We start from the raw sequence: 21,897 nt of genomic DNA on the forward strand, positions 1-21,897 counted from the left end.
ATTTAGTCGAAGAAACTTCCAAATATAATAAAGAATAGGAAGTGGTTCGCGATAATCTATCGCGAACCACTCTTTCTTTTCCACATCCCGTGAAAAGTCAGGTATAGTACAACCTCACAAAGAATGTGTACATCAAAACACATAAAAAAGTGATTAATCCCCCTTACCCCCTGCTTCTTGCTCCCCTGCTTTTTCCAGCCAGGTGGGAACATTTTTACATCACAGGCGAACTCGTAAATATAGGGAAAGTATTGTTCCTTCTCACTCCAGGTATCTACTGAAAATGTTTCCTTTATCCCCAAAGCCGACAAATTCTTGGTTCAATATGGCACTAGTCGCTATTCTAGTGTCAATATCAACTGGTTGCAGTTTCCCATCAACTCGCATCAGTAATATTGTGGCATCTCTACCCAAAGCTGAAGCACAAGAAAGCGATCGCACTCATCAAACTGATCAAATTTATGCAGATGTCCAAGCTTTGGTAAATTTCGGCCCCCGTGTCGCAGGTACACCAGTCATGGAAAAAGCCAGCGCCTATCTTGTGGAAAGATATCGTCAGGCTGGTTATGTTGCCAAAATTCAGACTTTTACTTATGAAAAATTTGTAGACTTAGGTTCTAACTTAATTATCAATGATACAACTATCCCCGGTAAGGCGCTGAAGGGAACAATCAAGGGAAACTTGAATGCACCAATGGTAGCAGTTCCCAACTTTGGACAACCGGAAGACTTTGCCAAAGTCAATGTCAAAGGCGCGATCGCTATTGTGCGGCGTGGTAAAATTCGCTTCTCGCAAAAAGCGAAAAATGCAGTAGCAGCTGGGGCGATTGGCTTGGTAGTTGTCAACAACGAACCGGGGAATTTAACTAGTGCTGGGTTGGGGGAGAAAGTTACCATTCCCGTGTTGGGAATTTCCGGCGATCGCGGTAATCCCTTACTTGAGCAAACTACACCAGCGAATGTCACCCTAAATGTGAATGCGCAACAGCAAGTGATTACAGGTAGGAATGTTATTGCCCATTTACCAGGAGTAACGCAGCCAAAATTGATACTGGGTGGACATTACGATTCTGTAGAGGAGTCTCCTGGGGCAAACGATAACGCTTCCGGTACAGCAGTTGTATTAGGGATAGCGCGTGATTTAGCGAACACAAAACTCGCCCGTCAAGTTTGGTTTATCGCCTTCGATGGAGAGGAAGACGGGTTACATGGTTCCAAAGCTTTTGTAGATACAGCTAAACCAGAGTTTCTTTCTGGGTTAAAAGCCATGTTGAATTTTGATATGGTGGGAGTGAATCAGCAGCTATTGATTAGCGGGACATCTGCATTAACTGCGATCGCCCAAACTGTAGATCCAGATATCAAAACTTCCGGTTCCTATAGCTATGGTGGCAGCGATCATGCATCATTTGCTAACAAAAAAGTGCCGGTGCTGTTTTTCCATCGGGGTGATGAACCGAATTATCACAGCCCAAATGATAAAAATGTCGATGCAAAATTGCTGACTGAAACTAGGAGTAATGGGTTAAGTATCGTTAAACAGTTATTGGATCGGGACTGATGACGGTTGACGGTTGACAATTTACGGCGAATACCGATTCATTCTTACCCAATCTTGAGTTGAGCCAACATTTGGATTTTCGCCGAAGTTATTTGTACCATAAACTTGTCCTTGACGGTTTATCCAATAATAGTTGTAGTTTGTTGGTAGCTCAACAGTTGGATAACCATAAGGATTTGTCCAAGTTGTGACATTACCCAGGTTCTCGCGAAACTGGAAGTTTTGACGATCTATCGACTCACTTCGTTGGCGGTTGACTTCGTCCCAGGTATGCTGCGACCATTCACGATATTCTCTGTATTTTTGCCCTTCAGTCATGGAAATATCTAGGTTTTGTGCCATAATTCCCTGTATACCAAAAGCCGCCCCATTAGTTGCTGATACCTCAGATGCAACTTGTGGTAACCACGAAACATAATTAGCCCACTGGGATTGGTGCGATCCAGCACAAGTCATGACCATTGTACAGATATTGTAACTATAAGCTACACTGCACTTAGCTATACCTTGACAGGGGATACCATTGTAAATGTATAGACAATCAAACTCATAAGCTACTGAACATCCCGCAATTGGTTGAGCTTGGCGAGGCTGACTAACTTGCAGGTTATATGGCTGCATTGCTAATAGCTTCTCATAGACAAACTGCCAAGGATTGTAGTTTACAGGTAGTCCAGAATTTCCCACCATAATCGTAAAGGCAGAATTGTCTGGAGAAAATAAGACAACAGCAAATTGACCATCCTCAACAACTCGCCAACCACTTGGCACTACATAGTTGAAGTATTTTCCCTGCTGAATAAAGAGCGAAGGGGAATGAGAAAAAGAAGCGGGATTATAGTTGTACATTTGGCTTCACAGCAAAGGCGAGAACTGATATTAAATACATTTTAAGTATGTAGTTTTACGTATTGGGTTGCGGCTTTTCTTTATGTTAATCTTCTCTTTTGCTAATTGAGCTAACAGCCTTGTTTAAATCCAGTAACCAATCTTCTAGGAACTCAATTTTTACCTAGAAGATGAAACAGCTTATCAAGTGCGTGAAACACCGAAATGAGAAGATGAAATGGCTTATCAAGTGCGTGAAACACTGAAATGAGAAGATGAAATCGCTTATCAAGTGCGTGAAACACTGAAACGAGAAGATGAAATGGCTTATCAAGTGCGTGAAACACTGAAACGAGAAGATGAAATGGCTTATCAAGTGCGTGAAACACCGAAATGAGAAGATGAAATGGCTTATCGAGTAAGTGAAACAGTAAAACGAGAAGATGAAACGGCTTATCGAGTAAGTGAAAACGGTAAGTCAGTGCAATAAAACCAAAATAAAACTCTTTCTCCCCCTGCTCCCTGCTCCCTGCCTTATTCCAACAATAATTTAACGTTAATATAATGTCTCAATGGCTATATCCGGAATTCGGCTCCATTCATTCCACGAACCATCATAATTTCTGACATTGGGATAACCAAGTAAATATTTCAAAACAAACCATGTATAACCCGATCGCCCGCCAATGGCACAGTAAGGGATAATTTCTTTATCGGGTGTAATTCCCTGACTAGCGTACAGTGCTTGTAATTCCGCAAAAGATTTAAAAGTTCCATCCTCATTCAAAGTCAGCAAATACTCAACATGTAGCGCACCGGGAATATGTCCGGCGCGTTCTCCTTCTCTTGGAGGCTGAGTCAGAAAGAATTCACCACGATATTCTGCAAGCGATCGCACATCTAACATTACCCGATTGGGGTTACCAATCGATGCTTGAACTTCTTCCAAAAATATTCGCTTTTCTGTATCAATTTCTGAGATAAAATACTCACTTGGTGGAAAATCTGATAAACCTGTTGCTACTGGAAGATTTTCCGCCATCCATTTTTGATGTCCACCATTGAGAACCAGGACATTCCTGTGTCCAAAAACTTGTAACAACCAAAAAATCCAAGCCCCAGTTCCCGGATAGCTACCGTAAGCGACAATAGTTGTATCATCATTTATACCAGAGCGAGAAAGTAGTTTTGCCATTACCTCTGGGTCAAAATTGATTCGCAAATTAGGCAGTAATAAATCAGTAAAGATATTCCAGAAAACTGCACCGGGGATATGAGCATCTTTGTATAGCTGGGGGCTGGTATCAACTTCTACTATCCGCACCTGAGGATTGTTTAAATTTTCTAACAGCCATTGAGTATCAACGAGAACTTCAGGATGAGCATACTGAGACATAAGATTTTTCCTGCATTTGCACACAGGCTAAGATTAAAATAGTTACTTAACTACGCCTAGTCCTCGAAAGAGTACAACTTGCCATCATGGCGAACTTACAAGCATTATTTACAGCGATCGCCCAAGCCAAAAATGAACAAGAATTGCGATCGCAAGTATTGCTAGAATTTAGAGATTACTTTGCTGCCAAACGGTGCGGCTTATTCTTTTACGATCGACTTCCCCTAGTTGACAGCAAGCTGCAAAAAGCATTTCAACTCGCCATATCTATTGAACACAACCCAGTTTTGCGCTACATAGTTGAGCGACACGCACCCGTTCACGAAGCATTAGTAGTATCACCAAAAACCTGGAGATTAATTTGTCCTCGCAGCGATCATTGGCACGTTATGGCAGGGCCAATTGTTACCAATGGTAAATTAATAGGTGGCGTAGGCTTGACCCGCGAGCAAGGAAGCTTTGCATTTGACACACAAAACTTGCTAGATTTGAGTGCGCTGTGTTTGCATTTATCCGCTTGGGTAGCAACAGTACATTCTCAACAGCAACCTTTAGCGATTCATCGCCTCACACCCAGAGAAATGCAAATTGCGGAATTAGTTGCTCAGGGATACACAAACGCAGAAATTGGCGCTAAACTTTGGATTACCGAAAATTCAGTCAAGCAAGCCTTAAAGCGGATGTTTCGCAAGCTAGAAGTTACTTCCCGCGCACAGATGATTGCAGAAGTTTTCGCCAACATCAATCCAACAACCAAGCAAACAAGTCCTTAACAGTAAGCTGTAAGAGTTATGATAGCTTTCGAGAAACAATGATAATTCCCGCAATGTGATTATTGGTGATAAACTCAGCAAATTTTAATGGCATCGTTTTACGATTGTGGGTAACGAGAACACGTCCCTGCTGTGCTGCGATCGCCAATACTTTAGCATCTTTCAAACCTCCTAACTCAGCAGTGTAGGGGGTTTGAAAGTCAATGGTGGGTTCTCGTCGCAGAACGCCTGTCTAGCCTGATTCAAATCAGCATCAGCGTTTTTAACAATCAAACTACAGCCGCTTCCAAAATCGCACCCTGCATTCTCCCCATAGCATCAAGTAAACTTTGCAACTGTAGATCTGCTTTCATCACAGCTAAACCCCGCACTGTCACCTTCCCAGGAGAGTAGACAAAGCGCGTTTTCAGATGATCTGGTAAGTTCGCCGCCAGTAAATTCCAAGCAGGTTCTTCCATTGGCGTTTCTAAAATTACATGCTGTTTGTTTTCTGGTTTAATGCGGCTAAATCCTAATTTCTTGGCTAGTTGCTTGAGTTCCATAACGCGCAATAATTGACTTGCTGGGACTGGAATTGCACCATAGCGATCGCTCCATTCTCCTGCAATCTGGGTTAATTCTTCTTTCGATTTCGCTGCGGCGACTGCGCGATATGCACTCATCTTCTGATCGACATCGGTAATATAATCGGCGGGAATAAATGCTGTCAGGTTGAGATCAATTTGTGTATCGTCAACTTGGGGAATTTCCTGTCCGCGAATTTCCCGAATCGATTCTTCCAGCATTTCCATATACAAATCAAAGCCAATCGCATCCATTTGACCGGATTGTTCTGCACCTAGCAAGTTACCTACACCCCGAATTTCCATGTCGCGCATGGCTAATTGATAGCCAGATCCCAATTGGGTAAATTCCTGAATCGCTCTTAATCTCTGCCTTGCAGCTTCCGATAATGCGCGTTGCTGGGGGTAAAATAACCAAGCATGAGCTTGAATTCCCGCTCGTCCGACCCGACCCCGTAGCTGGTATAATTGCGATAACCCAAAGCGGTGAGCATCTTCAATTAAGATGGTGTTAACTCTGGGAATATCTAAGCCAGATTCAATAATTGTCGTACAAACTAAAATATCTGCATCACCATTGTTAAAGGTGAGCATGGTTGATTCTAGCTGTCCTTCGTCCATTTGACCGTGAGCTACGGCAAATCTGGCTGAGGGTATGATCTCTCGCAATTTTGTGGTTGTCTCTTCAATTCCCTCTACTCTCGGAACTACGTAAAATACCTGACCACCTCTGTCTAATTCTTGACGAATAGCTGTGCGGATGGTTTCGTAATTCATCTGGGCGAGATGAGTTTTAATCGGTCGTCGGGATGGGGGTGGTGTGGTAATTAAGCTCATTTCCCGAATCCCCGATAAAGACATATATAAGGTACGGGGAATGGGTGTAGCAGAAAGTGTTAGTACATCTACCTGGGTTTTCAGGCTTTTAATTTTCTCTTTTTGGTTGACGCCAAAGCGTTGTTCTTCATCAACCACCAACAATCCCAAATCGCGGAAGCTGACACCTTTACCTAAAAGTTGATGAGTACCCACAACTACATCTAATTCTCCCGTTGATAACCGCTTTTGAATTTCTCGCCGTTCTTCAGCAGTGCGGAAGCGGTTGAGTAAACCGACATTTACCGGGTAAGGTGCAAAGCGTTCCTTGAGGGTGTGGTAATGTTGCTGCGTCAGGATGGTTGTTGGCGCAAGTAAGGCGACTTGTTTACCAGAGGTGACAGCTTTGAAAATGGCGCGAATTGCGACTTCCGTTTTCCCGAAACCGACATCACCACAAACCAAACGATCCATTGGGCGATCGCTTTCCATGTCTCTTTTCACATCTTGGGTAGCTTTAAGCTGGTCTGTGGTAGGTTGATAAGGGAAAGAATCTTCCATTTCCTCTTGCCAAGGCATATCTTGAGGGTAACTAAAGCCTTGTTGTTGCGATCGCGCTGCATATAATTTCAGCAAGTCTACCGCTAATTTCTTAATCGCTTTGCGGACTTTATTCTTGGTATTCTCCCAAGCTTTACCCGTCATTTTATGCAATTCTGGCGCTTTATCGGCGTTAGTCCTAAACCGCGATAAAGAACCAACTTGATCGGCGGCGACTCTTAATAAACCGTCTGCATATTGGACGACAATATAATCGCGGGTTTCATCGTTAATTGTCAGACTTTCCAACTTGACGAATTTCCCGATCCCGTGACTTCTGTGAACTACATAATCTCCCTGACGCAGCTTATTTGGATCTACTTGCTTTGAAGCAGCTTGACGACGCTTGCGGATATAGCTGGGAGTCGCTAAAGAATGCTGTCCGTAAAATTCCCTATCTGTAACTACTACCAAGCGGTATGTCGGGAGAATAAAACCTTCTAATTCCGCCAAACCCGAATATTTCAGCGCTACAGGGATATGGTTAATTTGTAGCTTTTCAATCGCTAGGTAATCGCGGGGATTGGGGATAAACTGCGCTGGACAATCATGTTCTTGGAGTAGGGAAACAGAACGGGAAGGTTGCGCCGAAATTAACCAAGTCGAGAAATTGCGATCGCGTTCTTGGCGTAATGTGTCAGCTAATTTCGCAAATTGATGTGGTGTAACCGGAACCGGTCTACTAGCGAGATTAATCCCGGTATTTTCTTCTGCTAATTCCGACAAATATATTTGTTTAAACTTCGCCGCAGCAGCTAAACAATCATCAAAAGACCGATGAATTTTTGGTAATTGTAAAGCACCAAGCCCAATTTCCCCAGTTCCTAAAGACCATTGTTCCTCAGCATTTTCTACCCAGCGATCGCTATGGGCGTGACATTGTTCTGGCTCATCAATGGCAATTAAAGTATTTTCGCTCAAATAGTCTAAAAGTGAAGCAGGTTGCGCAAAAGCTAACCCCAAAAAGCGACGACTACCTTCAAGTTTATCGGTGTCAAATTCCGACTCCGCACTCAGTACTGTTACTTCAGGAATATTCTTCAATTCAGCGCTGACAATCGCCGCAAAACTAGTAGGAGTGAGAATAATTTGGTTAACTTTATCTAGTGCAGAACGTTGGGTTGCGGGGTCAAATTCCCGAATTTGCTCAATTTCATCGCCAAACCATTCAAGACGCACAGGTAACTCTGACGCTACAGGAAAAATATCAACAATATCCCCCCGACGACTCCATTGTCCTTCTGTTTCTACTAGGGGAACTCGTTCATAACCCAAAGTAGTAATTTTCGTACTGAAGGTATTTAAATCAAATTCCATCCCCTTCTTTAACGTCAAGCAAAAAGGAATCAAAGCTTCAGGTGGTGGTAAATGGGGTTGTAACGCCCCTGTAGTCGCCACAATCGCAATTTTTGACTGTTGACTGTTGACTGTTGACTGTTGACCGTTGACTGTTGACTGTTGACTATTAGACTCTTGAATTTTGACCAAATCAGCCAAAACCTGCATTTGACCCCAAGTCATTTCCGTTTCTGGATCAAAGGGTTCATAAGGCGAAGCTTCCGAAGTCGGGTAAAAATAAACATTCTTCCAACCCATCGCTTCTAATTGTGCATAAGCGCGTCCAGCTTCCTCCAAAGTGGCACATACCACAAATAAATTATTTTCCGAACTTTGCGCCAGTGCAGAAGCAACCAAACCCTTAGGAAGGCGGGGAATACCATTTAACCGTAAATCTTGTTGACGATTAAGTTTAGAAAGTAGTTCAGTAGTTAAAGGCGATCGCGCTAAAGCACGCACAATAGAAGAAAATGCCATAGATTTTAATGTAAATGCAAGTCGTTGTGAGGAAGCTGATGTCACTTATTTTAAATACTGTTAACAGCCCCCTGAACTTTTGGCTCAAAGAATTTGGTAACGCAAGGGAAGGAGGACAAGGAGAGAAGTCTGAGCGGAGACTTCCTCCGATCAGAACTTCGGAGGGACAAGGAAGACAAAGAATTTTAGATTTTAGACTTCGTCGTGAGCGCTCAGTCGAACGATTTGCGATTTTGGATTCTAATCTAAATCTAAAATCCAAAATCCAAAATTGTTTCAATGCCCAATGCCCCATGCCCATTACCTAGTACTTTATGTACAATTAAAGCGTTTATAGATGCACCTTTAATACTAGATACTAAGAATTAAGCCAAGTTCGCTCTTGATAGCGGCAAATATAAAGATGTCCTCCATGACTTTTGAAATTTTAATCATTTTGGTATTAATTATTGCCAATGGGGTGTTTTCTATGTCCGAGATGGCGATTGTCTCGGCACGGAAGGTAAGATTACAACAAATGGCTAATCAAGGAGACCTGAAAGCCAGAGAAGCATTAAAGCTGGCAGAATCTCCGAATCAACTGTTTTCTACTATTCAAATTGGTATTACCCTCATTGGAATTCTAACTGGTGCTTTTGGTGGCGCAACGATTGCTGAAAAATTAGCGGTTTATGTCAAGTCAGTACCGTTTTTAGCACCTTATAGTCAACCATTCTCCTTTGGGCTAGTGGTTTTAATCATCACCTATTTATCGCTGATTGTCGGTGAATTAGTCCCCAAGCGATTGGCTTTAAACAACCCGGAAGCGATTGCAGCCTTTGTGGCGATTCCCATGCAAGCTGTAGCAGCGATCGCTTCTCCCGCAGTTTTTCTTTTAAGTGCTTCTACGGAAATGGTCTTGAGGGTGTTAGGAATTACACCATCAACAGAACCGCAAGTTACAGAAGAAGAAATCAAAATCTTAATTGAGCAAGGTACAGAGGCGGGAACCTTTGAGGAAGCCGAACAGGATATGGTAGAGCGAGTTTTTCGCCTAGGCGATCGCCCCGTCAGCTCTTTTATGACGCCCCGTCCGGATATTGTCTGGCTCGATTTGGAGGACAGCGCCGAAGAAAACCGTCAAAAAATGGTTGACAGCGCCTATTCCCGCTACCCAGTCTGTCAAGAAGGATTAGATAACGTCTTGGGTGTGATCCCCGTGACAGATTTATTAGCCAGAAGTTTTAAAGGTGAATCTTTAGACTTAACAGTAGGCTTGCGACAACCTGTATTTGTCCCAGAAAGTACCCGTGGGTTAAAAGTTTTAGAATTATTTAAGCAAACCGTCACACACATGGCGCTGGTAGTTGATGAATATGGAGTCATTCAAGGACTAGTCACCCTCAACGATATTATGAGTGAAATTGTTGGGGATGTACCAGCCGACCCAGGACAAGACCAACCCCAAGCCGTACAACGAGAAGATGGTTCTTGGTTGTTAGATGGAATGTTACCTGTCGAAGAATTTTTAGAAATCTTTGATATGGAAGAGTGGGAATCAGATGAACACGGTAGCTATCAAACCTTAGGCGGGTTCGTAATTACCCACTTAGGACGCATCCCCACCGCCGCCGATCATTTTGAATGGGAAGGAATGCGCATCGAAGTCATGGATATGGACGGTAACCGAGTCGATAAAGTATTGGTAATTCCCAAGCCCAATAAATCGGCAGGGTAGGGCATTGGGCATTGGGTATTGAAACAATTTTAGATTTTGGATTTGCGATTGTATTTGAATCTAAAATCCAAAATCTAAAATCTAAAATTCTTAGCCCCTAACTCTGAGACAATCGCTTCACCTCTTCCCCCACCAAAAGCTGATGTGCTTGCGTCAGTATTTGGGGGATTTTATTTGCATGGGGACTAGCAGCCAAACATTTGCTTAAGTCTAGTTCCCAAATGCGATCGCCTTTGTTACCCGGAAACCAATGACTAGCATTACCTAAGAGGTTGTAGCGCATTTTGGCGTAGTCTATCATGTCGTAGGCGATCGCTAAATTCCACAGCCATAAAATCACTGGGATATTCACTTCCCCTGGTGTTTGTTCCCAACTGGGTAAATTTACGCGCCAGGTTTTCGCCCAGTCTTCTCCTAAAGTAGCGATCGCTTCTTGTTCTAAGCTAGCTAAAATTGGCGGTAAAATTTCATCTGCCCGCTCTAGCAAGTTCAAGGTTTTGATATGTTCATCAAAATCTTGGGGATTTGCTGCGCCTATACTCAAAGTATGCACCTGGGGATGACTCAGGCAAAATAAATTATTAAACACCATCGGGCTTAAAGGCGCACACAAATTGACTAATTTTTCTGGTGGTTCATACAGCATCCCACCTTTATTCGATGGGCTAATAATAAACACGCCCATATCATGCTGTGTGGCGGCGCTAATTGCCGGCCAATTCCATTGATTAATGTAATACCAATGCAGGTTAACATAATCAAATAAATTGGTATTAATGGCTTGCACGATTGTATCTGTAGATCCGTGAGTAGAAAAGCCAATAAATCTCACTTTTCCTTCAGCTTGTAACTGCTGTGCCACTTCTACACAACCACCAGGACGGATGCTGTAATCTAAACTCTCGTCATGATTAATGCCATGTAGACCTAGTAAATCTACGTAATCTAGCTGGAGATAATTAAGCGATCGCTCAAATGTTTCGCGGAATTCCTGAGGATCTGCAACCGGGCTAACTTTAGTTTGCACAATCAACTTTTCGCGCTGAAATTTCGGTAATATTCGCCCTAATTGCATTTCGGAAGTGCCATAACCACGGGCTGTCTCAATATGATTAATGCCTAACTCCATCGCCCGCCGAATAGTTGCTTCTAAATTTTCCTGATTATCTAGGGGAATTTCACCAGGGGAAACATCCTGCCATTTAAACTGGTATCTCATCCCACCACAGGAAAACACCGGCATCTGTAATTCTGTGCGTCCAAATCTTCTGTATAGCATTAATACACTTTAGATTAGTTCTGGAAATCTCAATTTTTCACTCACTGTAGCGCATCAACCAGAGCTAACAGTTCACAATGCCATGATTCTTGATTCCCTAGCACAATATAAGTCATAAATTTATACAGTAGGGGCATGGGCAATACCATGCCCTCTAGAAGATATTGATGTGTCGCAAACATGATTTAAATCAGTATTAATTAAACATGAGTCTTCTTAAATACAGAAAAAGACCGTAATACACGGTCTCTAAAAAGTTTTATATTTTACACTAGACTCTACTTAATTAAATAAATTTGCTGGAATTAGCAACTTTTTTTGCTGACATCCAAACTTCTAGCCTGTGTTGATTAATACGTAGCCTCACAAAGAATTGCTATTATCCCCAGAAACCAGAATTGATGCTTACAGACCAGCCAAATTTGGGAAGAGACTAGCAGTTTGCTGCGGAACTGTATTTACAGAAGGTAAAAATTTATCTTCTAGTAATTGGCGAAAAGTTTTTACATCTTCTTGCCAATTCTGAATCAATTGCTTGAGATTTTGTAGCTTTTCAATATCCATATTACCTGTGAGAGGATAGTTGAAGTTACCAGCAAACACTATTGCTGATGCTGATTTATCAGGATATTGAATTTTCGCTTGATTGACACCTAAAATTAGCTGACCTCGCTTGAGAGTGTAAGCCAACTGAAGCCCAGCCTGCATAGGTTCTTCACCAAATTCTTGCCATGAACCAGGAGACAGGAGATTTTGGCATAAATATTGGTGGCTTTGTTCATCTGAGTCAAACATAAACAACCCTACAGGATTAATACCCACACTTTGGTATTCCACTTTAGGTAACTTGTCTATTAGCTGACAAGCAATTTGGGAAACTTGAATATCCTGCAATTCCTTAGTTCCCACAGCTTCAGATATAACGATGCGGTTAGATTGGGCGACAATTGACAAGCCATTGCTAAAAATTATCTGGGCAATACCATTGGCATATACTGGTGGTCTACCCAGTTCCCAATCACTGGGAACAACCCCGGTGTATTTCAAAAAGTCGGGATTGAGAACTGTTGGGTTAAGATTCTTCGCCGCAATTGCGATCGCTAACTCTTGCAGCAGCAAATTTTTGTTCATAAATTTCTTTTAAGGTTATACATTATTGCAATATTCTTCCCCATGAAAAAATGACGCTATCATGGGTTGTTGTTGGTCGGTAGCGCAATTATCCACCAAAACAGTGGAAAAACACTGCTTTAAATCCCATAGTCTGCATCAGGTGAATGTCAGCAATTATATTTAGCTGCTTCTGTATTGCAGAATGTAAAATATGATTCTGGTAAATTATCGCAATAGTCAATGAATAGTAGCAACTCAATTCATCAAATATTCATGATATGCAGTAAATATACGAGGAATATGTAAAATTTACATCGGTAGTCAAAATTAGAGTTGACCGTTGACCGTTGACTAGCAAGAGAGATTTTCATGTTTGGTTGTAGCCTCTAGACCCTACAGGCTATTGTCCACAAACAAGAACAATTTGATAAAACAAGCTAAAAATTTAGCCAGTAAAATCAGAAAACTATAAGATTCACTATGAAGTCTTGTATTAGGACATATATTTAAATGTCTAGAGGTGCTCATGCCAGAAAAATTTCATAATTACTTAATAATTGATTCAGTTCATTTAGAACAATCCACAAACAACTCAGTATATATTAATACCTTTATTTGGCTCGATATCATTATTATTCACGTTTTATTATTTGTAGCATTTAATGCCTGTCAGAAGTACCGTGCTACTGCGCTACGCCAAAAAGTAACCACCTTAGAAAAATTGTGGCTTTTAGAAATCAATAAGAAAAAAGCTTGAAAAATAGGAATTGAGACAATGAAATACTTGTGCTTACTTTGGGTGCTTGTACTTAGCTTAGTTTTTCCAACTGAAGCGATCGCGCAAGCGCAACAACCCTATGCTTTAATTTCTGGATTAGGAACGCACCATCATCCGGTTTCTACCCAAAATCCCCAAGCACAGCAGTTTTTCGATCAAGGGTTAAATTTAATTTACGCCTTCAATCATGATGAAGCGGCGCGTTCCTTTAAATATGCGGCGGAACTCGATCCGCAATTAGCAATGGCATATTGGGGTATAGCTTTAGCTTTAGGGCCGAATATTAACTTAGAAGTGGATAGCGATCGCGAATTAGCAGCATATCAAGCCATCCAACAAGCTGTAGCCTTGTCTAAGCATGTCTCAAAACCAGAGCAGGATTATATTAACGCCCTAGCCAAGCGCTACTCTAACGATTCCCACGCTTATTTGTACAAGCTAGCCGTTGATTATAAAAACGCAATGGCAGATTTAGTCAAGCGTTACCCCCAAGACTTAGACGCCAAGACTTTGTACGCCGAAAGCTTAATGGATTTGCATCCTTGGCAACTCTGGACAAAAGACGGTAAACCAGGGGAAGATACTGAAGAGATTGTATCTGTTTTAGAATCCGTACTCAAAAGCGACCCCAATCATCCTGGAGCCAATCACTATTATATCCATGCGGTAGAAGCTTCCCTAACTCCAGAACGCGCCTTAGCCAGTGCCAAACGCCTAGAAACCCTAGTGCCAGCAGCCGGACATTTAGTACACATGCCTTCCCATATATATTTCCTGGTAGGAGATTATACCGCAGCCATGCAGTCAAATGCCCTAGCGATCGCCCAAGATGAAACTTACATCAGCAAAAATCACATCCAGGGCTTTTATCCGGCAGCATATTATAGTCACAACGTGCATTTTTTGGCAGTATCCGCCGCAATGGCAGGTAGATATGAAGATGCACTGCAAGCCGCAGATAAATTAGTAAATATGGCTACGCCCTTTGTCGCAGAAATCCCAATGGTTGAGGGTTATTTAGGGACTAAACTTCTGATTCAAGTGCGCTTTAGTGACTGGGATAATATTTTAAAATCTCCTGCTCCCGATGACAAATTTGTGACTACCAAAGCCTTGTGGTATTTTGCTCATGGTATGGCTAACGCCGCCACAGGTAAACTAGAAGATGCCGCAAGCGATCGCACTGCCTTACTCAACGCCCAAAAAACAATTCCCGCCGACGCAACTATCGGCATGAGTCCTGCCAGTAGTATTTTAGACATAGCCATCAACCAATTAGACGGCAAAATTGCCAAAGCCAAACAAGACTATAAATCTGCAATCCAATCCTTAGAAACAGCCGTAGCCCTAGAAGACGCCCTCAATTACATGGAACCACCAGACTGGTATATACCCACAAGGGAAGCATTAGGTGGTGTGCTATTAACAACAGGTGATTATGCTGCCGCAGAAAAAGTATTTCGTGCAGATTTGCAAAAATATCCCCTCAATGGGCGTTCTTTATTCGGCTTGCAAGCAAGTTTACAAGCACTAGATAAAACCGCAGAGGCAGAACAAATTCAAACCAAATTAGCCACAGCCTGGAAAAATGCCGATATGCAACTAGCCCTGGAAAAATTGTAAAGGAGCAGGGGGCAAGGAAGCAGAAGAGGCAGAGGAGGAAAATTACAGGTAGTCTCTCCCCATGCCCAATGCCCAATGCCCCATGCCCTAATTAAAACTGTCTAACAACTGGTTGCCCATCTTTCACTTCGCCAACTAAGACTAAATCGACGCAATTGACGAAAATACCATTTTCGAGAACACCGGGAAGATTATTCAGGGTTTTTTCGAGGTTTACAGGGTCGTCAATAGAGTCAAATCTGACATCTAAAACGAAGTTACCTTGGTCAGTGATTACTGGGCCTGCCTTTTTCACACCCATACGGAGTTCTGGTTTACCGCCGAGTTTTTTGATAGCATCAGTTACGGGAGCGATCGCCATTGGGATCACTTCTACGGGTACAGCAAAGCTAGAACCCAAACGATCTACCAACTTTCCACTATCAACTACGACAATAAATTGATTCGCCAAGTAATCTACCACTTTCTCGCGGGTGTGGGCTGCACCACCGCCCTTAATCAAATTTTTCTGCGGATCGACTTCATCCGCCCCATCAATCGCAATATCAATATGATCGATAGCGTCCAAGGTAGTCAGAGGAACGCCGTATTGCTTTGCTAGCACTTCTGATTGAAACGAAGTAGGAACGCCCACAATATCTTTGAGTTCACCAGACTGGAGGCGTTCTCCCAGATACTGAATAGTATACGCCGTGGTTGAACCCGTACCCAACCCGACAATCGAACCTGATTTGACTAAAGCGGCGGCGGCTTTGCCAACTTCTTGCTTCATCAACTTCACGGGGTCTGCTGCTACGGTCATTCCCAAAAATGCTCCATAAAACTTATCTAAGAAGAACATAACCCAAAGTTACATACATTTTCCGCCTACTTCTCAGTTTTCACAGAATGAAATGAGGAGATGAAGGTGATCAGGGCTGTGGGGAACATGGAGAATGACTACTAACGACTATTAATAAGTGACCATTGACCATTGACCAATAACATATAATTATGCGTCAGTTTATCAGTACTCTATCTTTAGTTTTTTTACTACAAAACTTCAGCGCAATTCCTTTATTGTCAGTGGCGCAAGCTGCTTCTATTGAACCATCAGAAGCAATTCAAAAAGTAGTAGCTGCCAAATGGATGACTAACTCTGCTGATGGCAATTTTTATCCAGAAAGGTTAATTAGTCGAGCAGAATTAGCGGCGATAATGGTAAAAGTATTTGGTCTGGATAAGCGTCAGGCTGTCAGCAAAGAGAATATAGTGGTTAACGATGTACCATCGTCTCATTGGGCATTTAATGATATTCAAATCGTTTTAAAAACTGACATCATGAAAGGCTATCGGGGTAATTTGTTTTTTCCCAATCAACGGGTAACCAAAGCCGAAGCCTTAGCAATTTTTGCCCAAGCCTATGGTGTATTTCAGTTTCCTGAAGAAACGGTCAAAGAAATTCTCGCTTCTCATCCAGATGCAGGATCGATTCCGACTTGGGCAAGACAAGCGATCGCCACAGTAATTACCGAAGGATTTATTAATACAGATGCCCAAGGAAACATTTTTCCCCTACGCCCCATGACCAGGGGAGATATGGCTTATGTATTAAGCAAATATTTGCAACGACAACAAAAACAACCCGATACACCAGTTGTTCCAGGTGCCTCAGATAGTACACAATTGCCTTAAAACATTCAAAATCCCCGAATTTCAAATTCGGGGATTTTTGTTTCACAGATATTACGGTGAATTTACCTAGAGATTCTCCAACGAAATTGCTTTCTTCTGCCCTGTGCGCCTGCCTTATTCAATGCTTTAATTGCTCTTTTTGCAGCAATTCTGTAATTTTATGAGCAGTAAGCGGTCGGTAGAATAAATAACCTTGTACATCCTCACAATTGATAGATCTTAAAAAATCTAGTTCTTCTTGTTTTTCTACACCTTCAGCAGTTAACTTTAACCCTAGACTCTGCCCGAGAACGACAATCGCTTTAACAATATGCGCTACTTTTTGATCTGTTGTTAAATCTTGAATAAAAGACTTATCAATTTTGAGATGGTGCAGCGGTAAAAGCTGTAAGCGCGATAAAGAAGAATGACCTGTACCAAAGTCATCAATAGACAGATAAACACCCATCTGCTTTAAATTTTGCAGCACTGTTCTCGTAAACTCTAAATCTTCAATAGCAGTTGATTCTGTAATTTCTAAGTCTAAATACTGCGGAGCTAAATCTGTCTCTTGTAAGATACTAGTCAAGGTATCCACAAGATTTGGTTGACGGAACTGTTTCGGGGAGAGATTGACAGCGATAGTCATCTTGGGAAATCCTGCATCTTGCCAAGCTTTATTTTGCTTACAAGCTGTCCGGATCACCCATTCGCCAATAGGGACAATTAATCCGCTTTCCTCAGCTAGGGGAATAAAGATATTCGGCGCTACCAGTCCCATTTCTGGGTGTTGCCAACGTAGTAGAGCCTCCATGCCAGTAATTTGTCCCGTGATAATATTTACCCGTGGCTGATAATACAGCATGAATTCTTCTCGTTCTAAGGCATAGCGTAAACTCTTCTCTAAAGTTAAAAATGCAGGTGTTCTTGTACTGAGAGAAGGAGTGTAAAACTGATAGTTATTTCTACCCGCATCTTTGGCATGATACAAAGCTGCATCCGCATGTTGAATTAGGGTTTCGGCATCTGGGCTGTTGTCATTAAACAAAGCAATACCGATACTAGCACTGATATAAAGTTCGTGCCCTTTAATGTCAAAAGCTGCGGTTAAAGTTTTGAGGATTTTCTGCGCTATTTGTTTGATTTCTTCTTGAGATTTTATTTGTGGCAATAAAATGGTAAATTCATCACCTCCCCAGCGGGCAACGGTATCACCGCTTCTGAGGCTGTCTTTCACTCTTTGAGCGACAAACTTTAAGAGAATGTCTCCTAGAGTGTGCCCTAGGGTATCGTTGATTACTTTGAAACGATCTAGATCGAGAAACATCACAGCTAGGCTATCCGGGCTGATACCTTCATTGGGTAAAGCTTTATCCAGGGCATGATTAAATTGTAAGCGGTTAGGTAAGCCTGTCAGGAGATCGTGAAGTGCTTGGTAGCGAATTTTTTCTTCTACTTGTTGACGTTGCCAAGCACCACTGATACTAGCTGCCATTGTCAATAAGGTAGACTCTTCATGTCTTGACCATTGACGTTCTTGGGAACAATCTGCCAAGCCAAGGTAACCCCAAAACTTGTCCTCAAAACACAGAGGCACTAAAAAGATAGATTGAATTCGATCTCGCAATAAAATTTTTTGTTCAGCTAAAGGAAATTCGCGCGTCAGCCCGACAATAGATTGTCCTTGGGAAAGGGCTGTGTACCAACGGTCTAAGCCAACAGACTGATAGACGAGATTTTGCCAGTGGGGTTGTGTAGGCTCAATATGCGATCGCGTCCATTCAAATAAGAGACTGACTGCCATTTGCCCTTTATTTGGGTGAAGATGGTTTTTGAACAGATAGGTACGGTCTACTTCAGCAGCCTCACCTAGTATAGCGAGAGCTTTTTCTACACTGCTCTCGTAGTTCATGTCTACCAGTAAATAATTAGCAGCTTCTGCAACTGCTTGGAGTAATCTATCTCGCTGACGCAATTCGGCTGTAGCTCGCTTTTGCTCAGTAATATCTCTAATAATAAAAGTTCTAATTAAATCACTTTCTGGCAGATAATGAATAGATTGTTCAAAAATTTCTGCACCAACTTCCACCTCGCGCACAAAAGAATTACCTTCGCGATTGTTAATTGCTTTCAACAATCCTTTTAATACTGGGTGTCGCTCCCCACATTCTCTCAGCTTGGGAAATTTCAAAGATGCAGCTGGGTTGAGATAGATCACACTTCCGTCTGTATCCATTTCAATAATGGGATTAGGGATGAGTTCAGGAAAAGATGCTAGGCGAGCGAGTACAGTTTCACTAGCACCTTCAAAGTTAGTATCGGGAGTGATGAGAGTGTCAAAAGGATTGACAGGATGCGCTTGCTCTGATAAGTAGCTGGATATGTCTTCAACATTAAAAGACTCAGAAAAAGCTTTTTCTGACAAATTGGAAATGGCGTAGTATTTCGCACTAACTTGGTTATTACCAAATGCGATCGTATCTCCGTGCTGGAGGTTATGCGAGTAGCATTTGTTACTATTTACATATATGCCATTTGTACTTTTTTTGCCTTTAAAATCACCATCAATAATCCTAAAGCCATATTGATCGGTTTCTGGAATAGTCACCCTTAATAAAATGGCATGTTGTCTTGACACGGAACGCGATCGCAGGACAATAGCATTCCTTGAATCCCGACCGAGAGAATAAGTAGCTTCTTGAAGAGGGATAGTTTGTTGTCCCTGTAAGTCTTTGACAACTAAAAGGTGACGTATCTTTTCCCGTTCATTTTCTTCTGGCATACCTTTTTCTCACATTCTCATATTTTGGGTCTTCGTTGGAAAAATACTCATCCAAATAATTTGAGTTTTTACTTCAAAGATAAAGCCACTCAATTGACTTGATTGGTATTTATGAGAGGATAGCCTAGTCCTGACAATGGATTGAGCTATCTGGAACGATATGCCTAATTATTTAGCCAAGGCTTCCCAGGGGAATCCTAGCTGTTTTCTCAACTCACTAGAATGATTGGAAAATTTGGCCTTACGGTCACATCTCTCGACTTTTTGGTGTATTCACTACCAGAATAAATTCAAGTACCAAGGAAAATGTATGGTAGATTTGCGGATTTTTGGTCGATAGACGAAAATCGCAACAGCCAAACCTGTTTAGTCACAGGGTCATAGGGATAAGCTGATTTTGTATAATTTATCGATAATTTCCCTAAATTTGAGGTGAAGCAATCACAAATTTCTCTCACAAAGTAAAGTTTAATTGCAATCAGAGTTACCCATAATCTTATAGTGATAACTTATTAATTGAAGCTGATAAGCTTTCCTGGCAGATCCAACAGCCATAAGTCTAAAAGTTAAATTTAGTTAAGAGGTAAAAACGCTGTTTCTATATCTGTCTCGTCAACTAACGATAACACCCAAAGTGAAACCTTGCATTTCCTCAAAGTAGTGCCTCCAAGGGGGCAATGTAACTGATTTTTAAATTTTCTGTTAACAGAAAAGTAATCGGTACAACCCCAGATATTCATGAGAAATTAGAGGAAAACTAAGCCAGTAGAAATTTGGGTGTTGTTGTTTTAAGTAGAGAAATTTATTAAGAATATTTAGAACTATAAATACCAACACAAAAACACCGATAAATTGACTAGATTTATCGGTGTACTTCTGTGTTGATTTGCCTTTATCAGAAGTAGAAACAGGTAGAACAGTTAAACTTTAATTTTCATCACGCCCATGCACTTGCGCAGGCGGACTCGTCGCTTCAACGGCGGTAAAGGATTCGAGAATTTTATATGTGTGGTTTGCACCTTGAGGAACTACCCAAGAATCCCCTGGTTCTAATAAAATTGTTTGTCCTTCAAGATGTAACTCAGCGCGACCGTTAATTACATAACCAACGGTTTCATAATCGCGGGAAGTTGGCGGTTTATCTTCGCTTGGTTGTTCATTTTCCCAAAGACGCATTGCTACGGTTTTACCAGATGCAAGATACTTCTGACCGAGTTTACCTTTAGGAGAATGGGTAGAGTCTACTTTTTTAACGCTGGTGTCACTCATGGTTTTAGTACAACTTTGATACAGTTATCTTTTTTGTGTTTAAAAATTTCGTAGCCGTGAGGCGCTTGTTCTAGAGGTAGGCTGTGGGTGATGATAAACGAGGGATCGATATCACCCTTTTGGATATGTTCTAGTAAGGGTTTTACGTATCTATGAACATGAGTCTGTCCCATTTTGAAAGTTAAACCCTTGTTCATCGCCGCACCCATCGGTATTTTGTCCAAAAAGCCGCCATATACTCCGGGGATAGAGAGGTGACCGCCTTTACCACAAGCGACGATTGCTTGTCTTAAAGCTGTGGGTCGGTCTGTTTCTAGACGTACAGCTTGCTTCACTTTGTCGTACACCGCCATCGCGTCTGTACCATGTGCTTCCATCCCTACAGCATCAATACAAGCGTCAGGGCCCCGACCGCCGGTCATTTCTTTGAGTGCTTCACCGACATCTATTTCTTCGTAGTTGAGAATTTCGGCTTTACCGTATTCTTTAGCCATTTGTAGGCGTTCAGGGATGCGGTCGATGGCGATAACTCTTTCTGCACCTAACATATAGGCGCTTCTGATGGCGAATTGTCCGACAGGGCCACAACCCCAGACAGCAACGACATCACCGGGTTTGATGTTGCAGTTCTCAGCGGCCATGTAGCCTGTGGGGAAAATATCGGTTAAAAATAGTACTTGCTCATCCGTTAAACCATCAGGTATTTTAAACAAGCCAACATCGGCAAAGGGCACTCTGGCGTATTCGGCTTGACCGCCAGCGTAACCACCCAATAAATGGGAGTAGCCAAATAGACCTGCGGGTGAATGACCCATTTGCTTTTCTGCTAGCCAAGCATTGGGGTTAGAGTTATCGCACAAAGACCATAAATCGCGCTGACAGAAGAAGCAAGAACCGCAGGAAATAGTGAAGGGAACGACGACGCGATCGCCTATTTTTACATGTTTAACACTGCTACCGAGTTCAACGACTTCTCCCATAAATTCATGCCCAAGGATATCACCTTTTTGCATTGTGGGAATATAGCCATTGTAAAGGTGCAAATCAGAACCACAAATTGCTGTAGAAGTGATTTTGATAATTGCATCACGGGTATTAATCAGTTTGGGATCGGGAACCGTATCCACCCGTACATCATTGGCTCCATGCCAACAAACTGCTTTCATAATTATTAATCCTTAGACTTGAATTTTATGGTTCTTTAGTACTTGTTATGCTAAACTAACAATTAAAATGCCAGTTTAACAAGCATCTAATTCGGAAGTTTTCAAAGTTTCTAAATCCATAAGCCGAGCGTTTTATTAGCTTGAGCTTGTTATTGATACCTTCTA

17 protein-coding genes are annotated in these 21,897 nt (G+C 42.0%); 6 read left to right on the forward strand and 11 right to left on the reverse strand.

All coding sequences use genetic code 11. The annotated features are described in order from the left end of the window. Positions 1-325 precede the first annotated feature (325 nt). Positions 326-1,561, forward strand: a complete 1,236-nt coding sequence (locus H6G41_RS31890; protein ID WP_242038124.1) for a M28 family peptidase — start codon at positions 326-328, stop codon at positions 1,559-1,561. Positions 1,562-1,582: 21 nt separating this feature from the next. On the opposite strand, the gene H6G41_RS31895 is transcribed toward H6G41_RS31890, so the two are convergent. Together H6G41_RS31895 and H6G41_RS31900 are read right to left on the reverse strand one after the other, a co-directional pair. Continuing rightward, on the reverse strand, positions 1,583-2,410 hold the full coding sequence (locus H6G41_RS31895; protein ID WP_190752119.1) for a hypothetical protein: 828 nt from the start codon (positions 2,408-2,410) through the stop codon (positions 1,583-1,585). Between the two features lie 535 nt (positions 2,411-2,945). Then, on the reverse strand, positions 2,946-3,785 hold the full coding sequence (locus H6G41_RS31900; protein ID WP_190752121.1) for a sulfurtransferase: 840 nt from the start codon (positions 3,783-3,785) through the stop codon (positions 2,946-2,948). 86 nt (positions 3,786-3,871) lie between these two features. Between H6G41_RS31900 and H6G41_RS31905 the strand changes: the two genes are divergently transcribed. Beyond that, positions 3,872-4,558: a LuxR C-terminal-related transcriptional regulator gene (locus H6G41_RS31905; RefSeq protein WP_190752123.1), complete on the forward strand. Its 687-nt coding sequence runs from the start codon at positions 3,872-3,874 to the stop codon at positions 4,556-4,558. A gap of 16 nt (positions 4,559-4,574) precedes the next feature. Here H6G41_RS31905 and H6G41_RS31910 read toward each other — a convergent pair whose 3' ends face one another. Then, positions 4,575-4,781, reverse strand: coding sequence for a DUF5615 family PIN-like protein (locus H6G41_RS31910; protein WP_199316427.1), 207 nt, complete (start codon positions 4,779-4,781; stop codon positions 4,575-4,577). Between the two features lie 46 nt (positions 4,782-4,827). Next, the gene (gene mfd / locus H6G41_RS31915) at positions 4,828-8,352 is read right to left on the reverse strand and encodes a transcription-repair coupling factor (RefSeq protein ID WP_190752125.1); all 3,525 of its coding nucleotides are present in this window, start codon (positions 8,350-8,352) and stop codon (positions 4,828-4,830) included. Positions 8,353-8,755: 403 nt separating this feature from the next. On the opposite strand from mfd, the gene H6G41_RS31920 reads away from it, so the two are divergent. Then, a complete protein-coding gene (locus H6G41_RS31920; RefSeq protein ID WP_190752127.1) occupies positions 8,756-10,069 on the forward strand; it encodes a hemolysin family protein in 1,314 nt (437 codons plus the stop codon). Positions 10,070-10,166: 97 nt separating this feature from the next. Here the strand turns inward: H6G41_RS31920 and H6G41_RS31925 are convergent, their stop codons facing one another. Together H6G41_RS31925 and H6G41_RS31930 are read right to left on the reverse strand one after the other, a co-directional pair. Then, on the reverse strand, positions 10,167-11,348 hold the full coding sequence (locus H6G41_RS31925; RefSeq protein ID WP_190752129.1) for an aldo/keto reductase: 1,182 nt from the start codon (positions 11,346-11,348) through the stop codon (positions 10,167-10,169). Positions 11,349-11,753: 405 nt separating this feature from the next. Continuing rightward, positions 11,754-12,479: a hypothetical protein gene (locus H6G41_RS31930; protein ID WP_190752131.1), complete on the reverse strand. Its 726-nt coding sequence runs from the start codon at positions 12,477-12,479 to the stop codon at positions 11,754-11,756. Between the two features lie 508 nt (positions 12,480-12,987). Here H6G41_RS31930 and H6G41_RS31935 point away from each other — a divergent pair. Further along, on the forward strand, positions 12,988-13,218 hold the full coding sequence (locus H6G41_RS31935; protein WP_190752133.1) for a hypothetical protein: 231 nt from the start codon (positions 12,988-12,990) through the stop codon (positions 13,216-13,218). Positions 13,219-13,236: 18 nt separating this feature from the next. After that, positions 13,237-14,862 (forward strand): hypothetical protein, encoded by a 1,626-nt coding sequence (locus H6G41_RS31940; protein WP_190752135.1) that lies wholly within the window; start codon positions 13,237-13,239, stop codon positions 14,860-14,862. 91 nt (positions 14,863-14,953) lie between these two features. Here H6G41_RS31940 and rpiA read toward each other — a convergent pair whose 3' ends face one another. Then, a complete protein-coding gene (rpiA, locus tag H6G41_RS31945; protein ID WP_190752145.1) occupies positions 14,954-15,664 on the reverse strand; it encodes a ribose-5-phosphate isomerase RpiA in 711 nt (236 codons plus the stop codon). Positions 15,665-15,855: 191 nt separating this feature from the next. Between rpiA and H6G41_RS31950 the strand changes: the two genes are divergently transcribed. After that, the gene (locus H6G41_RS31950) at positions 15,856-16,536 is read left to right on the forward strand and encodes an S-layer homology domain-containing protein (RefSeq protein ID WP_190752137.1); all 681 of its coding nucleotides are present in this window, start codon (positions 15,856-15,858) and stop codon (positions 16,534-16,536) included. Positions 16,537-16,654: 118 nt separating this feature from the next. On the opposite strand, the gene H6G41_RS31955 is transcribed toward H6G41_RS31950, so the two are convergent. The 4 genes from H6G41_RS31955 to H6G41_RS31970 all read right to left on the reverse strand — a co-directional run. Next, positions 16,655-19,297 carry an EAL domain-containing protein gene (locus H6G41_RS31955; RefSeq protein ID WP_190752138.1) on the reverse strand — a complete coding sequence of 881 codons (2,643 nt, stop codon included), beginning with the start codon at positions 19,295-19,297 and terminating at the stop codon, positions 16,655-16,657. A 927-nt stretch (positions 19,298-20,224) separates the two neighbouring features. Then, on the reverse strand, positions 20,225-20,566 hold the full coding sequence (locus tag H6G41_RS31960; protein WP_190752140.1) for a cupin domain-containing protein: 342 nt from the start codon (positions 20,564-20,566) through the stop codon (positions 20,225-20,227). Then, a complete protein-coding gene (locus H6G41_RS31965; RefSeq protein WP_190752142.1) occupies positions 20,563-21,732 on the reverse strand; it encodes a zinc-dependent alcohol dehydrogenase in 1,170 nt (389 codons plus the stop codon). Before H6G41_RS31965 ends, H6G41_RS31960 begins: the two co-directional genes overlap by 4 nt. 55 nt (positions 21,733-21,787) lie before the next feature. Further along, the coding region (locus H6G41_RS31970) for a transposase (protein ID WP_190749769.1) at positions 21,788-21,897 on the reverse strand (110 nt) is incomplete at its 5' end.

The sequence above is a fragment of the Tolypothrix sp. FACHB-123 genome (assembly GCF_014697075.1).
In the GTDB taxonomy this organism is placed as follows: Bacteria; Cyanobacteriota; Cyanobacteriia; order Cyanobacteriales; family Nostocaceae; genus Aulosira.